Origin of the sequence: Microbacter margulisiae (assembly GCF_014192515.1) — a bacterium.
In the GTDB taxonomy this organism is placed as follows: domain Bacteria; phylum Bacteroidota; class Bacteroidia; order Bacteroidales; family Paludibacteraceae; genus Microbacter; species Microbacter margulisiae.
Map to the genome: position 1 here is coordinate 221,886 of NZ_JACHYB010000001.1, position 15,800 is coordinate 237,685.

The 15,800-nt window shown below is 38.4% G+C and carries 15 protein-coding genes; 6 read left to right on the forward strand and 9 right to left on the reverse strand.

From position 1 onward, the window contains the following. Positions 1 to 52 precede the first annotated feature (52 nt). Both FHX64_RS00975 and xerD read left to right on the forward strand, forming a co-directional pair. Entirely contained in the window at positions 53 to 961 is a 909-nt protein-coding gene (locus FHX64_RS00975; protein ID WP_183411970.1) for a hypothetical protein, read from the forward strand. 56 nt (positions 962 to 1,017) lie between these two features. Beyond that, the gene (gene xerD, locus FHX64_RS00980) at positions 1,018 to 1,917 is read left to right on the forward strand and encodes a site-specific tyrosine recombinase XerD (RefSeq protein ID WP_183411971.1); all 900 of its coding nucleotides are present in this window, start codon (positions 1,018 to 1,020) and stop codon (positions 1,915 to 1,917) included. 29 nt (positions 1,918 to 1,946) lie between these two features. Here the strand turns inward: xerD and FHX64_RS00985 are convergent, their stop codons facing one another. The 3 genes from FHX64_RS00985 to FHX64_RS00995 all read right to left on the reverse strand — a co-directional run bounded on the left by FHX64_RS00985 (position 1,947) and on the right by FHX64_RS00995 (position 5,533). After that, positions 1,947 to 3,872 carry an NAD(+) synthase gene (locus FHX64_RS00985; protein ID WP_183413486.1) on the reverse strand — a complete coding sequence of 642 codons (1,926 nt, stop codon included), beginning with the start codon at positions 3,870 to 3,872 and terminating at the stop codon, positions 1,947 to 1,949. A gap of 157 nt (positions 3,873 to 4,029) precedes the next feature. Beyond that, positions 4,030 to 4,743, reverse strand: coding sequence for a DUF5683 domain-containing protein (locus tag FHX64_RS00990; protein WP_183411972.1), 714 nt, complete (start codon positions 4,741 to 4,743; stop codon positions 4,030 to 4,032). A 364-nt stretch (positions 4,744 to 5,107) separates the two neighbouring features. Further along, positions 5,108 to 5,533: a PepSY-like domain-containing protein gene (locus FHX64_RS00995; RefSeq protein WP_183411973.1), complete on the reverse strand. Its 426-nt coding sequence runs from the start codon at positions 5,531 to 5,533 to the stop codon at positions 5,108 to 5,110. An 845-nt stretch (positions 5,534 to 6,378) separates the two neighbouring features. Here FHX64_RS00995 and FHX64_RS01000 point away from each other — a divergent pair. From FHX64_RS01000 to xseA, 3 genes are all read left to right on the forward strand, one after another. Then, positions 6,379 to 7,158 (forward strand): DUF3108 domain-containing protein, encoded by a 780-nt coding sequence (locus tag FHX64_RS01000; protein WP_183411975.1) that lies wholly within the window; start codon positions 6,379 to 6,381, stop codon positions 7,156 to 7,158. Positions 7,159 to 7,255: 97 nt separating this feature from the next. Continuing rightward, positions 7,256 to 8,209: a methylenetetrahydrofolate reductase [NAD(P)H] gene (gene metF / locus FHX64_RS01005; RefSeq protein WP_183411977.1), complete on the forward strand. Its 954-nt coding sequence runs from the start codon at positions 7,256 to 7,258 to the stop codon at positions 8,207 to 8,209. A gap of 24 nt (positions 8,210 to 8,233) precedes the next feature. Next, complete coding sequence (xseA, locus tag FHX64_RS01010) at positions 8,234 to 9,553, forward strand: exodeoxyribonuclease VII large subunit (protein ID WP_246392257.1); 1,320 nt, start codon at positions 8,234 to 8,236, stop codon at positions 9,551 to 9,553. Positions 9,554 to 9,560: 7 nt separating this feature from the next. Here the strand turns inward: xseA and FHX64_RS01015 are convergent, their stop codons facing one another. Genes FHX64_RS01015 through FHX64_RS01030 form a run of 4 tightly spaced genes read right to left on the reverse strand, consistent with a single transcriptional unit; the run spans position 9,561 to position 13,693 of the window. Then, positions 9,561 to 11,075 carry a glycoside hydrolase family 10-like protein gene (locus FHX64_RS01015; protein ID WP_183411979.1) on the reverse strand — a complete coding sequence of 505 codons (1,515 nt, stop codon included), beginning with the start codon at positions 11,073 to 11,075 and terminating at the stop codon, positions 9,561 to 9,563. A gap of 38 nt (positions 11,076 to 11,113) precedes the next feature. Continuing rightward, the gene (locus FHX64_RS01020) at positions 11,114 to 11,902 is read right to left on the reverse strand and encodes a class I SAM-dependent methyltransferase (protein WP_183411980.1); all 789 of its coding nucleotides are present in this window, start codon (positions 11,900 to 11,902) and stop codon (positions 11,114 to 11,116) included. Between the two features lies 1 nt (position 11,903). Then, on the reverse strand, positions 11,904 to 12,923 hold the full coding sequence (gene holA / locus FHX64_RS01025; RefSeq protein ID WP_183411981.1) for a DNA polymerase III subunit delta: 1,020 nt from the start codon (positions 12,921 to 12,923) through the stop codon (positions 11,904 to 11,906). Further along, a complete protein-coding gene (locus tag FHX64_RS01030; RefSeq protein WP_183411982.1) occupies positions 12,923 to 13,693 on the reverse strand; it encodes an AMP nucleosidase in 771 nt (256 codons plus the stop codon). The genes holA and FHX64_RS01030 overlap by 1 nt, the downstream gene beginning before the upstream one ends. 261 nt (positions 13,694 to 13,954) lie before the next feature. On the opposite strand from FHX64_RS01030, the gene FHX64_RS01035 reads away from it, so the two are divergent. After that, a complete protein-coding gene (locus tag FHX64_RS01035; RefSeq protein WP_183411983.1) occupies positions 13,955 to 14,413 on the forward strand; it encodes a type I restriction enzyme HsdR N-terminal domain-containing protein in 459 nt (152 codons plus the stop codon). 1 nt (position 14,414) lies between these two features. Here the strand turns inward: FHX64_RS01035 and FHX64_RS01040 are convergent, their stop codons facing one another. After that, positions 14,415 to 15,038, reverse strand: a complete 624-nt coding sequence (locus FHX64_RS01040; RefSeq protein WP_246392259.1) for a response regulator transcription factor — start codon at positions 15,036 to 15,038, stop codon at positions 14,415 to 14,417. Next, positions 15,035 to 15,730, reverse strand: coding sequence for a hemerythrin domain-containing protein (locus tag FHX64_RS01045; protein WP_183411984.1), 696 nt, complete (start codon positions 15,728 to 15,730; stop codon positions 15,035 to 15,037). The genes FHX64_RS01040 and FHX64_RS01045 overlap by 4 nt, the downstream gene beginning before the upstream one ends. Positions 15,731 to 15,800: the final 70 nt, after the last annotated feature.

The following is a 15,800-nucleotide window of genomic DNA, read 5'->3' on the forward strand; positions in this document are numbered from 1 at the left end:
CGCTCTATTTGAATAGAAAGGTGAAGATTATTTAACTGATTATCATTGTTGTATGGCTATGCGATTTTCTTTCGATAATGTGAATAAAAAATGGATTTGGGGAACGATTGTTTTGATTCTCATTTTAGCGTTAGCACTAGTGTTTGCTTTAAAAACCATTTCCGATAAGAATAAAGAAATGAGTGGTTTCGTGAACCAGATGACTTATGAAAAGGGGCAAATTGAGCAAGAGTACCAGGATTTTTCCAAGTCTATGGATGGTTTGCAGTTTAAGACAAATAACGATTCTTTAGCTCATCAGATTGAGTTGCAACAACAGCATATTCAGGTTCTTATGCAAGAGTTACATGCTGTTAAAGCTACTGATACGCAAGAAATTAATAGACTGAAACAAGAGCTGGCGTTGGTGCGATCCGTTATGATGCATTATGTCAATATTGTTGATTCTTTAAATCAGGTCAACACGGCATTAACTGCTGAAAATAAGGCAGTGAAGCAAAAATATGTACAAGCAACACAAACCGTCCAGCAATTGTCTAAAGAAAAAAGCTCATTGACTCAGCAGGTGCAATTAGCAGCACGACTTGCGACAAAATCCATAGAGGTAGTACCTTTGACTGACCGCAATCGCAAAACAGATAGAATTAAGAAAACTGTTACACTCAGAATCAATTTTACCATTGCTAAAAACATTACAGCAACGCCTGGAGATAAAATAATATACGCAAGAATTATGACACCTGACGGTGAAATATTGTCTAATAACCCTAACAATCTTTTTCAGTTTGAGAATCGTCAGATTCAATATTCTTGTAAAAAAATGATTGAATACCAAGGGACTGACTTGTCCGATGTTCTTTATTGGCAAGTAGATCAATTATTGTTTCCCGGCACTTATCGTGTTGATCTTTTTGTGGATGGAAATATTATTGGTCAGCAAAGCTTTATTTTGAAAAAGTAAAAGCAATCAGCTTCTTCCTATTTTCATTGTGCATCCAATTGATTTAAAATAGAATAATGGGATCACAATCAATTACACAAGAATATCTTGTTTATTTACAGCTTGAAAAGTCATTGTCAGCCAACACTGTTGCTGCTTATGCTAATGATTTAGATAAATGGCTTGATTATCTTCATGATGCTTCCATTTCTTATATGGATGCCAGTTTGGAGCATTTCAATGACTTCCTGATAGATTTGAGCGAAATAGGATTGTCTAAACGTTCTCAGGCTCGTATTATTTCTGGAATTAAATCATTTTATCATTTTTTGGTCGTCACGAACAAACTGAATGAAGATCCTACTGATCTACTTGATGTGCCAAAAATTGGATTTCATTTACCTGAAGTTTTATCTGTTGAGGAAATTAATCTGATTGTGGATGCGATTGACCTTTCTGCTCCTGAGGGTCAACGTAACCGTGCTATCATTGAAACACTGTATGGATCGGGTTTACGTGTTAGCGAGTTGGTGAACCTTCAGATATCCAATATTGATTTTGAACGTGGCATAGCCCGAGTGGAAGGGAAAGGTAGTAAACAACGTTTAGTCCCTTTGTCGGAAGAAGCCTTAACCCAAATTGCTCAATGGAAACTGATTCGACATGGATTGCAGATAAAAAAGGGACACGAAGATTTTTTGTTCCTAAATCGACGGGGAGCTCAATTAACCCGTGTGATGATTCTGATTATGGTCAAAAAGATAGCAGAGCAAGTAGGAATAGAGAAAACCATTAGTCCTCATACTTTTCGCCATTCATTCGCAACGCATCTTTTAGAGGGAGGAGCTAATTTGCGGGTAATACAACAATTACTCGGACATGAGTCGATAACAACAACTGAGATTTATACGCATATTGATATTAACCTATTACGTGATACGGTTCTGAACTGTCATCCACGCAATAAAAAAGAATAATCATTGCGTTTGGTTATCTATCTATCTATCTATCTATCTATCTCCATCCATAAGGTTTTATCTGCATCACTCGGCATTCGCCAGTCTCCACGAGGAGATAGATTTATGGTTCCGACTTTTGGTCCATCGGGCATACATGATCTCTTGAATTGTTGACTAAAAAAGCGGTTGATGAATAGTGTTAGCCATTTTTGTATATCTGCTGCTGAATACTTGTTGTGAAACGCCTGTGTGGCTAAAAATCTTATTTTATTTGGCCTAAACCCATAACGAATCATATAGTATAGGAAAAAATCGTGCAATTCGTAAGGCCCAATGATTTCTTCCGTCTTTTGTGTAATGTCATCTTGTTCGTTTTTAGGCAGCAATTCTGGGCTGACAGGTGTGTTCAAAATATCTTTTAGTGTTAATGCGCTGTTTTGATTCATTTTGTGATTTGCAGCCCATTGAACGAGATATTTTACTAATGTTTTGGGAACTCCTGAGTTAACGGCATACATTGACATATGATCGCCATTATACGTGCACCAACCAAGGGCTAATTCCGATAAATCGCCGGTGCCAATTACTAGTCCATTCTCTTTATTAGCTATATCCATAAGAAGTTGCGTGCGTTCCCGTGCTTGCGTGTTTTCGTAGGTTACGTCATGTATTTCAGGATTATGATCTAAATCTTTAAAGTGTAATAAACTAGCTTCTGTAATATCTATCTCACGGATACTACATTGCAAAGATTTCATCAATTGTTTTGCATTATTCAGTGTTCGGCTTGTAGTTCCAAATCCAGGCATGGTGACGCCAATAATATTCTCTCTTGGTATAGATAATTTATCAAATGCCAATGTTGTAACTAACAAAGCCAGAGTTGAATCCAACCCTCCAGAAATGCCTATGACGGCTTTTGTTAATTTGGTATGATTTATGCGTTGTACTAAACCGGTAATTTGAATAGCAAGAATTTCTTCGCACCGCGCGTCTAGAACAGGTCCTGCCGGGATAAATGGCGTTGGACTATATGGTCTTGTTAAATGAAATGCTTTCGATGATAGTATCTCACAATCAATCAGTCGATATTTAGGTGTTGAGTCGAATAAACTGAATCCGTCCTGAGTAAAGCTCGAATTCATTTGGCGCTCATTTTTTAGTAAATCAATATCGATTTCACTAATAGTCAGTTGTTCATCTATCAAAAATCGTTCTGATTCGGTAATAATCTTCCCATTTTCAGCAAAAATGCTTTTTCCTGCAAAAACAACATCTTGAGTAGATTCACCAAATCCGGAACTTACATATACGTATCCAGAAATACAACGCGCAGATTGTTGTGCGATTAATGACTTGATGTATTCATTTTTTCCGATAGTTTCGTTGCTTGCAGAAAGATTGAAAATTAGATGAGCCCCCGATAGCGTATGTAATGAACTTGGCGGGATTGTTACCCAAAGGTCTTCACATATCTCAATACCAAAGCGGAATGTGGTGGTCCCAATTAAGAGTTGAGTTCCGAAGGGTACTTTTTGTCCTGCAAGTATGATGTTTTCATCTAATGCATGTAAAGATGATGTAAACCACCTTTTTTCATAAAACTCATGGTAGTTTGGAAGATGCGTTTTAGGCACAACGGCTAAAATTTTCCCTTTTTGAATGACTATGCCACAGTTGAAGAGGCGATCTCTTGATTTGACCGGCATGCCTACGATAGAGATAATATCTAAATTTTGTGTTTTGTCTAAGAGATTGTGTAGTGCGGTTTCAGCTTCTTCTATTAGGGCCTGCTGATGGAATAAATCCCCACATGTATATGCCGTTATACATAATTCAGGGAAGCAAACGATTTGGGCATCTTGATTTTCAGCTTGCCGCATCATTACCTCAATTCTTTCAATATTATAGCCACAATTTGCTACTGTGAGGTTGGGAATAGCTGTAGCTATTTTAATATAACCGTAATGCATAAGAGTGTGTTTGTGTTTTGCTGCTACAAACTTACGCATTTTTTCTGCTTTTGCTTTTTAAAAAACGAGCAACTATATTTTCTCCTTTTTTGTTCTGAAGGAAAACGTTGTTGTGCTTGCCAATGGCATAATTACTAAATCACAAAAAAAGTGCACTTTATTTATCTCCAAAGTTGTACGCAACTGCTAATCCAGCATTAGTAGTGCCACAGACTAAATTTCCCTGAGGGTCTTCAAGTGTTGATATTGAAGGGAAAACAGCAAGATGCTTATTGGGATTGAAAGCTATATGTGCAAGATTATTTTTTCTATTAATGCTATTTGATGTAGATCCTGCATCGACTATGCTCCAGATATAAGAAATTGCAGCAGTGATGAATCCTGCCGTTGCTAAACCGCTGTGATGGGACGAAAGTGCAACAGCTCCAACAGCCAAACCTCCATATGAAGTTGCCATAAATACAAGACCTTTCCCAATTTGTCCATTATATATTTGCCCCATTCCTGGCACCATAATTGAAAATGATGTGGCAAATACAGGATCTTTATGATCTGTAAGATAAATTGCTTGTAGACCCATATCTATAGATGGCATAATTGTTTTCCATTGTGAGGGTAAAGCTGGATTTGTAAGTTCATTTGAAAGGGTATTGATGTGCAGATCATTTATACGCAGAGGACTTGTGAAGAAATGCGTAAAAGTTTTGTTTATTTCATTCTGCTTTTGTGTAACGGGTTTAGCCGGTGCTAAAATGATCCGTTGGCTGGAACTTTCTCTCAAATTTTGAAAATTGGGGGTAGTATTATTTTGCCCGTACAAATTTATAATTGATGCCAGGAAAAATAGAGCAAAAGGAATAACAATTTTCATAATTCAATTTTTTAAGTGATCGACAAACTAAACGCGTAATCTGATATACGGTTTCACAATGATTTTCTGTTACAAAAATAGAATCATGAGCTTGATATTATTCTTTTTTTGCCTGAATACAATATAGAAAGCTTATTTTAGGTGTTCTTTTTATATTTTGATATTCAATTACTTATGTGTTTTGATTTCGTTTTATATATGGAACCATGTGTTTGAAAAGATTTTTTGCCCTTTTTGACGATCAAATTTTTCTTATTGAACAGCTGAATTTCATTTTTATTTAACCCACCGGAATTCTGATATGAAATGAGGCGGGCATTTTGAAAAAAATGCCCGCCTCATTGTTTCAGTTTTTTTTGTCAATTTATTTTCCAATAAGGACTCCGGTTCTGTTAAAATCAACTTCTCTTTTGAGTGCTCCTTTGATAACGTCAAATTCGTATGTTTCTCCACTTGGTGTTTCAGATAAATCAACTTCTGTGATGCGATAATCAGGAAATCCTTTTTTCAGTGCTTTATTAACCGCTTCTGGAACTTCTGCTACGGGGATCCGATGCTCAGTTTCCTTCCATTGTCCTTGGTTGTCAAAATTTGCCGAATAACTATGCCCATTTAGAACAAAATCAGCTTCCCATTCTTGAGCATTTTCTCGACTCCATTTTACAGTCCTTGCATTCTGAAATTTTTTTGCAAAGCTTGTTTTTACTACATTTGGCACTGCTTTGACATTCGCAAAAGTGCTGCTAGTCACAAATAGTACTGCTAGAATCATAAACCAGAATCTTTTCATAACGTAAGAAATTTAATAGTATTGATATGAGCAAAATTAGAGTGGAAAGTTAAAGTAAAACTGAAGTTGGTGATAAAATGATTATTGGAGATTATTTTTATTTTATATGGTTTGTTGTTGTCCAAAGTCTATGCATTCCAAGAGGCTTGTAAACTGAGACTAATTAAGTTAAATAATCTCCAAATAATTTGCTTTTTCCCATTATCAAAGCTTATCTTTGCAACGTTTTCATGGTATTAGATTTAAGGTTAATAAATTGATTGTGGTTGTCGTGAGACAACCCTTTCTTTTTTAAACCATCCCCTTCATTAAAATAAAACAGCTGCCTACTGCAGTAACTTTACTGGCATCATAATGATTTATGCAAATGGAATTTAATCATTTTCAAAAATGTGGAAAATAATTGGATAAACTATCCTAATCGATATATCTTTGCACTGTGTTTTCATGGTATTAGATTTTAAGGTTAATAAATTGATTGTGGTTGTCGTGAGACAACCCTTTCTTTTTTAAACCTATTCTTCTCTGAAAGGATACCCCTAAAGATTAACGCGAGAAATTTTCTCCGTTTTTTTATGTTATTATTGCAATACGAAGTGTCATTTATTCTATTCTTTACTGTATACTCCAACTACAAAACAGAGATATTGTAAATGGAAATTAATCAATATGAAAAATATGGAAATAAGTTGCAAAACCTATTGTAGAGGTTTTACCTTTGCACTGTGTTTTTCATGGTATTAGATTTTAAGGTTAATAATTGATTGTGGTTGTCGTGAGACAACCCTTTCTTTTTTATAGCAATTCGATAAAAGTCAAAATTATTCCCGCAATCTTTTGATTCCATGCATGGTAATCGCGTCATTATATTTTTTCTACTTATTTTCTTTTCAATATCTTCCCATAACCTTTTAGGTGCGCAAAATGCTTTTTTGCCGGGAGAACAATTGGAATACAAAGCATATTATCACTTGGGTTTTTTGTGGATACCTGCCGCTTCCATAAAACTTTCAGTTCTGCCAAATGAAAATGCAAAGTATATTACATTGCAAGCCATTGGACAAAGCTTTAAAAGGTATGATCCGTTTTTTAAAGTGAGAGAAAACTACATCTCTACAGTGAATGCCAAAACATTAGCGCCTGTGCTGGCAACACGGAAAGCCACGGAGGGGTCTTATCAGGTTGATGATCGTGCAGTGTTCAATCAAGATAGTGGAATGATTGATTATCATATTATTCGAAACTCCGGAGGAAATTCTATTGGTAAAGAAAAAATTAAAGGGAGTTGTTTTGATATCTTGACGGCTGCCTATTATTTTCGTACATTCAACTTTTCTGGCATGAATATTGGAGAGCGATTTGTAATCAATACATTTACAGATGGTAAAATTTATCCAATTTCTATCCAATATATAGGCAATGAAATGTGTACAGATAATGAAGATCGATCTTATTCATGCTCAAAATTTAGGGTGAGCACCATTAAGGGAAAAGTTTTTAGTGGAAAAGATGATATCCTGATATGGGTTACCAATGATGCAGCAAGAATTCCTATCCGGGCTACTTCGAAAATTCTGGTCGGCGAAGTTAATGTTGTCTTGACGTCTGCTACAGGCGTTAGATAATACTTTCCATAAACATTTCGGTTAAAATGCGCAGAAAAATGTGTAACTTGCGCTCAAAATGAACAAAAATCTTTCAAATTGCTTTTAAATTGTCATTATGCGTGTCATAGATTTGATTTCTAATACAAAAACAACTGCATTTTCTTTTGAAATTTTACCCCCCTTAAAAGGGAATAATATCGTTCGTGTTTATCAGACCATTGATTTGCTTCGTCCCTTTGATCCCAAATATATTAATATTACTACCCATCGAAGTGAATTGGTTTATAAAGAGGTAGGTGATAATTTATACAAAAAAATGGCTGAACGCCACCGTCCCGGAACAGTAGCTATTGCTGCAGCTATTCAAAATAAGTATAAAATAAACGTAGTTCCCCATCTCATTTGCAGCGGTTTTACTAAAAGCGAAACGGAATATGCATTAATTGATCTGCAATTCTTGGGAATTCATGATTTGTTAGTATTACGTGGCGATAAAGCAAAACATGAAAAAAACTTTGCACAAACAAATGATGGACATGCGCATGCCATCGATCTGCAGGATCAGGTCAATGATTTTAATGCTGGAAAATTCCTCGATGGATCGTCAATGGAACATACTGAGGCTATCTTTTCCTATGGCGTGGCAGGTTATCCGGAGAAGCATGATGAAGCGCCTAATATGGACTCCGATATTTATTGGCTTAAGGAAAAGGTAAAACGTGGAGCCGAGTATGTTGTCACCCAAATGTTTTTTGATAACGAAAAATATTTTGCGTTTGTCGATCGATGTCGTGCTGAGGGTATTAATGTTCCAATCATTCCTGGCTTGAAGCCGATTACCTTCATGAACCAGTTAACCGCATTACCTAAGATATTTCATGTGGATATGCCGGAACCTTTGGTGCTTGAATTGAATAAGTGCAAAACGGATGCTGCTGCTACCGAAGTTGGGGTGGAATGGTGCACAATGCAAGCCAAAGAGTTGAAACAACATGGCGTGCCCAGCATTCATTTTTATACATTGATGGCTACCCAGAGTGTTAAAAGAGTGGCTGAGCAGGTATATTGATTCTCCTCCTTATTTTTTTCGGACATGATGCAAAATGACAATATACAGAGTTTGTCTTTGTTCGAATTAAACCAACTCATCAAAGAAAAACTGGCCGATGCGTTTCCATTGCCTGTATGGGTACGTGCTGAAATCAGTGAATTCAGGGAAAATGCCAATGGACATTGCTATCTTGAGCTGATTGATAAAGAAAATCATAATGATAGAATAGCCGCTAAAATGAAGGCTATGATCTGGTCGTCGACTTATAAGCTTCTGAGAGCTTACTTTGAGGCGACTACAGGTGAAGCGATGAGAGCTGGCATAAAAATCCTGGCAGCCTGTAATATCGAATTCCATGAACTATATGGCATTAGCTTGATCATTCAGGATATTGATCCCATATTTACGTTGGGAGAAATGGCTACCCGAAGGCTTGAATTATTGAAGCAATTGGAGGCGGAAGGAATGCTGAATATGAACAAGCAGTTGTCTTTCCCTTTTTTACCACAGCGAATAGCCGTTATTTCTTCCCAGACGGCGGCTGGCTACGGTGATTTTGTAGATCAATTGCATCAAAACAGATTTGGATACATGTTTTATACGCATTTGTTTCCTGCTGTCATGCAGGGAGACTTGACAGAACAATCTGTCATTACAGCTTTAGATGCTATATTTGATCATGTACAACATTTTGATGTAGTAGTTATTTTACGGGGTGGAGGCGCTGTAGCGGATTTGAGTAGTTTTGACCGTTATCTTTTGGCTGCACATTGCGCTCAGTTTCCTATTCCGGTGTTGACCGGCATCGGTCATTTTCGCGATGATACTTTAATTGATCATGTTGCATTTGCCAGCTTGAAAACGCCTACTGCTGTAGCGGAATTTTTGATTGATAAATTTCAATACGCCCATGATCTGTTGTTACAAGATATCGACATCTTAAAAGGAAAGGTAGCCATTTTATATCAGGGCCAGGTAGAGCAGTTGCAGCGTATTACCCGGTCATTACCTTCGCTGCTTATGGGAAGAACCACTTCACAAAAAGAAGATCTTATCCGTAAATTATCTGTTTTGCATCGCATTTCTACGCAGCAGATTTCTGTTTGTCAACAAAATGTAACCCGTTTGAACAATTTGCTCCGCTCGGATATGAAACAGAAAATCACAGATCACCATCATGCCCTCGGGCTTCTGGAGAATAAATTAAAGTATGTCAATCCGGTTGCTATTTTAGAGAAAGGCTATTGTTTAGCATCCGTTGCAGGGAAGCGAGTTGTCTCCAAATCATCTGTACAAGAAGGCGACATCATGAAAGTTGGCTTTTTCGATGGCGTCATTACCACGAAAGTCACAGAACGCTGATTTTCCTTTATTCTCCAATCAAGATTGGCGTTGATGGATCGCTTTCATTATCCAATCGGTTCAATGCGGTGATTACATATTTTGACCGTTGTTGCGCATTGGGGATGGTATATATTGTGTCACGTTGAATAGAAACAATATGACTTCCACTACGCAAATCAATCGGTTCATTCAATCCAAAACGATAGATGCAGAAGGAAGAACTTTTCCCCATTTCATCTTTTGCCGGCACCGGAGTCCATCGTATTTGCAAATGACAGTTCTCAAGTGTCACCCTCACATCATGAATAGGTTGCGGAGCTTCCCTGCTTAACGAAGGATACAGAGGAATAAGGGCAGGATATCGTTGATAGTGGGTTGCTAACGTGTCCACTGCTCCAAAAGGATTTTGAGCCAGTTGATATCCGGACCACCAAATATTACCTTGTATATTAGGAGTTTCGCGTTCCAGCCTCATTTTTGCAGCAAATTGTGTCTTAGTGTTATCCTTTAGATCTTTTGCCTGAAAAGTCATAATACTTTGTCCAATATAGAGATTTGTGCCATACGTGTTTTGGCTCCACCAACGAATAAGCGTTGCATAATCTGCAGCCGGGTTGCCAATCGTCCAATAAAGCTGGGGTGCAACGTAATCGATCCAGTGATATTTTTCCCAAAGCAAGACATTGGCATTTAGGTCACTGTAATTGCTTAGTCCGTGGGTGTTGCTTCCGGAGCCGTCAGGCGTATCGCTGGCGTTACGAAATATACCGAAAGGACTCACGCCGAACACAACCCATGGCTTGATACGATGGACTGTTTCCGATACTTCCTTGATCAATTCATCTACATTGTTGCGTCTCCACATGTCCCGTTCATTTTTTGTGAAGCCTTCTTTTTTGCCCCATTTCCTGAACGAAGCATTGTCATTAAATCGTTCTCCTCTGATGGGGTAGGGATAAAAGTAATCATCGAAATGAATTCCGTCAACATCATAACGGGTAACAATGTCGGCAACAACTTTTGTTACGATTTTCCATGATTCGGGATTGCCCGGATCGAAATAAAGTTGTTTCCCGTATTTGATAAATATTCTATGGTGTTTTTTATTCATTTTCGAAAGCTTTTCCTTGTCGTTCAGGGTGACGCGGTAGGGATTTAACCAGGCGTGCAGTTGCATATTGCGTTCATGACATGCTTTGATCATAAAAGCCAGCGGATCCCACACCGGATTTGGTGCTTTGCCTTGTTCTCCCGTCAGGAAACGGCTCCAGGGTTCTATCTTTGAAGGATAAAATGCATCAGCTTCAGGACGTACCTGAAACATAACGGCATTGATGCCGGCTCGTTGAAAAGTATCCAGCATTGCACTCCATTCTTGTTGAATGGCTTGTGGGGTCATATGCTGGAATCGTGTGTTGCCAACTGTCGGAATCCATACACCCCGGAATTCACGTTTGGGAAAATTCTCAGCTTGTACTGACTGTAGTATTTCAACAACAAATAAGCTTATGATAAACAGGTGCAATAAAAAACGGTTCATGTCTACTATTTTTATTTTGTAAATGACAGCGGAATGGGTTACATGTTTTTTTGTACGAAATAGATAATCGTATCTTTTGCAGCTTCTGCATTGGGAGTTAAGGCATAAAGCAGGGCTTCGTTTTCATTGATGAAGCTTGCCAAAGGAATTTCACTGACCTCAAACCCGGCAGTTCGCAAGCGGTCGGCATAATCGCGCCCATATTCGCGTTGATGATCTTTTTGTCCAAAATGGCGCAGCCTCTCTTCAGGAGTTGTTATCGATTTATCTTCGTAGGTTGTAGTACGATTCAGGTTGACAGGTGACTGGATAATACCCCAGCCGCCGGGTTTCATGACGCGATATAATTCCTGCATCGCCAGACGGTCGTCGTCCACATGCTCAAGAATATGATTTGACATGACCATATCAAATGTATTGTCTTCAAACGGGATGTTTTGAATATCCATTTTCACCCTTGCAAGGGGCGATTCCAAGTCTGCCGAATAATAGTCAAGTTGCGTGAGCTGTTGAAACCGTTTGATGAAACAATATTCGGGTGCAATGTGAAGCATCTTCCCTTGTTGGTGGAAAAACCCGGTTTTCCGATCCAGGAACAGCCAGATCTGCCGATGCCGTTCCAGGGAAAGGCACGAAGGACACAGGGCATTTTCCCGCGACGATACATATCCGTAAGGTAATAGCTTTCGAAAATGATGATGACAAACAGGGCATTCAATTTTGTGTCCCCGATAAAATATTGAACTGATTCTAAGGACAAAATGACTGAATAATTGCAGATATTTACGCGGGATATGATTGAGTAAAAGGCGGATAATTTTTTTCATGTTAATGTAGTATTTTATAAATGAGCTCTTTCAATAACTCACCTGCGTCTGCCGAACTATTGCTTATCCCTTTTGACTGGGCATCGTAATTGCGGAGCATAGAGATAATCTGCTCTGTTTTGGTAACCGGGAATCTTCGTGATGCTGCGGCATAATCTTTTACAAAATAGGGATTGACTCCCAAGGCTTTAGCTGCAATTGCATCATTTTTTTCCGGTAGTGAGTGATAAACCAATAAATTGCTGAAAAAGTTGAATAGCACAACTAAAGTTACCGAAATGGGGTTTGCACGTTCATTGGTGGCAAAATAACGAATGATACGGTTCGATTTTAGTATATCATTAGAAATTAGTGCTTTGAGGAGCTCAAAATTATTGAAATCTTTACTGATGCCGATGTTTTTCTCTACTAATTCCGGTGTAATTCCCGGCATGTTCGTTGGTTTGGTAATAATCAGTTTTTCTAACTCATTAGCAATTTTACTTAAATCATTTCCCAGAAATTCCGACAACATTTCTGCTGCTTTCGTGGTGATCGTGATCTTTCTTTCGGCTAAATATTCGGTAATCCATTTTGGAACCTGATCGTCATATATTTTGTCCGCAGTGTATAAAATCCCTTTTTTTTCAATTTCCTGCACGAGTTTGCTACGGCGATCCAGCTTGCCATTTTTATGACAAAAAACCAACAGGGTAGTAGGAAGCGGTTTTTCGAGATAAAACCGAAGATCATCAATTGCTTTAAGCTGTTGCGCTTCTTTTACGATGATGACCTGATACGGGGCTCCCATCGGGAATTGTTTTGCCGCATTTATGATTGCCCCGATGCTACTGTCCTTGCCATAGAATATCGTTTGGTTGAATGCTTTTTCTTCTTCCGTCAGGATATGGGATTCGATGTAATCGCTTATCTTGTCAATATAATAGGCTTCTTCTCCCATCAAATAGTAGATTGGAGCAAACTCTTTAGCCCGTAGTTTGTTGAGTATCGCTTGGTATGTTATCGTATTGCTTTTGGCCATTATTCGAATCGCAGGTGTTTTATAGTGCTACTGTTATGAATTATTGACGATAGCGATTTGATACCTATTTCAAGATGTTCTTCCACAAAATTATGGGTCACGTTTTTGTCGCTGGCTTCTGTTTTAATTCCTTCAGGAGTCATAGGCATGTCCGAAACGAGCAATAATGCCCCGGTCGGTATCCCATTGTAGAAACCCACCGAAAATAATGTGGCTGATTCCATGTCAATGGCCAGCGCCCTGGTTTTTTGTAAATATTGTTTGAATGTCTGGTCGTGTTCCCACACTCGGCGGTTTGTGGTATAGACCGTACCTGTCCAATAATCTTTCCCAAAATCACGAATATTTGACGAAACGGCACGTTGTAAACTAAATGCAGGCAGAGCAGGCACTTCGGGAGGGAAAAAATCGTTGGAAGTCCCTTCTCCCCGAATAGCTGCTATGGGTAGAATGTAATCACCCAGATGATTTTTGCTTTTTAATCCTCCGCATTTTCCTAAAAAAAGAACGGCCTTCGGTTGAATGGCGGAAAGCAGATCCATGATTAAAGCTGCATTTGGACTCCCCATCCCAAAGTTTATGATCGTAATGCCTGCCGCAGAAGCATTGGTCATGGTTCCTTCCGTAAATACAGGTACGCCGAAGCGATTGGCAAAAAGCTCAACGTAATTATTGAAGTTTGTCAAAAGAATATGAGAATCAAATGCTTCCAGAGGTCGTTTTGTGTAACGTACCAGCCAGTTTTCTACAATTTCTTTTTTTGTCTTCATTGAAAACATTTTTATGTTGGAATACAGACGCCAGATTATGCGTTTATTCGATTTTGCGTTCAAAGTTACATAAATTTTGCGTTTTCTTCTTTGTTCTGATTATCTATATCTCAGATGGTGAATTCCAATTGATTTTGTACTGAAATTAAGCGGAGTGTCATTTTGTCCGAGTATGTTTGAAAGATCGTATCTTTGAATTCTAATTCATTTAGGTTGTAGAAAAATTATTATTGATTATTATCTTTACGTTGTCAATGTATTATGATTGAGCTTAATTTACCGGTTTATTCGTTTCAAATCAAAAATCGACAGGGCAAACCGGTTATTTTTGATCGGTTGAGGAAGCGTTTTGTCGCATTGACTCCTGAAGAATGGGTGCGTCAGAATGTGGTGGAATATTTAATTTCGGAAAAAAGCTATCCATCGGCTTTGATGGCTAATGAGATTTCGTTACAGCAAAACGGGGTAAAAAAGCGTTGTGATACAATAGTTTATAATCGGGAGGGAAACCCTTTGCTGATTGCTGAGTTTAAGGCTCCCGAAATCGAAATCACACAACAAACATTCGATCAAATAGCACGATACAATATCATGCTTAAAGTATCCTATTTATTGATAAGCAATGGATTGAAACATTTTTGCTGTCAGGTCGACTACGAACGCCAACACGTATCTTTTCTGCCAGATATTCCTTTTTTTACGGCAATCTCAGGTAAATAAATCATTTGAATTCGGCACTGTTTTGCTCGGTGCTGATGTCTTCAAGCCGTACCAGCTTATTGACTATGGCATAAATCGTTAATCCGGCTGTACTGTGAATTTGAAGTTTTTTTGCAATATTACGACGGTGTGTGATGATTGTATGACTTGAGACGAAAAGCTTTTCTGCCATCTCTTTGTTGGTCATTCCTTTTACAATGCAGGCGATAACTTCCTGTTCACGTGTACTGAGCGGTTGATGCGTGGCAGCAGCGGGTTCTTCCGTTTTTTGAAACGCCGTTATCAGTCTTTCCAGTTTCTGCGTTGTATCATATAGTGAGAACGAATCGTCATATAGTCCTGTTAATGTGTCGTCAACCGGATGATAAACAAGTGCAATCATCTTGATATGACTCGATTGTGTCCCGTTTCTAAGTTTTTTCCCGGCATCAAAACCATAATAAGCCGGATTTATAAACAGCAAATCAACAGAATGGTTTTTTAACATGAATGGGAGTTCCTCTATATTGCTCGACTCAATAATCTGGAGTTTTAATTTAGGAATTTGTTTCAACAGAGCTACCAATCCTTTCCGGATCAGCTCGGAAGGCTCGGCGATAACTATTTTGAGCATCTCGTTCATCATCTTTTTTTCTTCGCTTTTGATTCGTTGGCAAGGATGGCAGGCGTCAAAAGCAGGTCTTCGATACGGCAATGGATATTGAATTCCTCTTCGCAGGCAAAGAGATCGTAAACTGCCAGGTTGAGGGCCGACGCATCCTCGTTAGGTGGAAAATATTTGATGATAATATTCTTTATTTCATTCATTTTCAAGTTGATTTGTTCGTGCCAACGATGGAGGTTCCCGATTGGCATATGGGATGCGTCTGCCACATCCTGTGCAGGAATGATATGGGAGAAGATGGTCTTTTCCTCAAAATCGGTATGCATTTGGAGTTCATGAACATACTCGTCAAAATAGCGAAGCATCAGTGCATAGAATTGTTCATCGGAACGATCGATTGCTGCAATTAATTTTTGCCTGATGGCCGGATACCGGAAATTGAAAAAATAATCGTGTGCATTTATTAAATAGTCAGTGAGCGTTTTTAGAGAAATATGTTCGGGCGAAATCGTGTAATCTTCATCGTCATGGATGGTAAGATTGCTGATGGCAAGAAAAGTATTTTCGTCAATATGCTTCTCCTGGCAAACTTCATGTATGGTTTTATCGCCTACGCCAAGGGAAAGTCCGAAACGATTCATCACAAGCAGGATTTCAGGTTCGGCTACAATTAATTCCCAAAAGGTATCGTCGGCTTTGCAAAGTGGTTTCATTTTTATAGCGTTGAAAAAAACAAAGATAATATGCTTCGGGCTGTTTTTGTGTTACTGGGGGGATTATTCC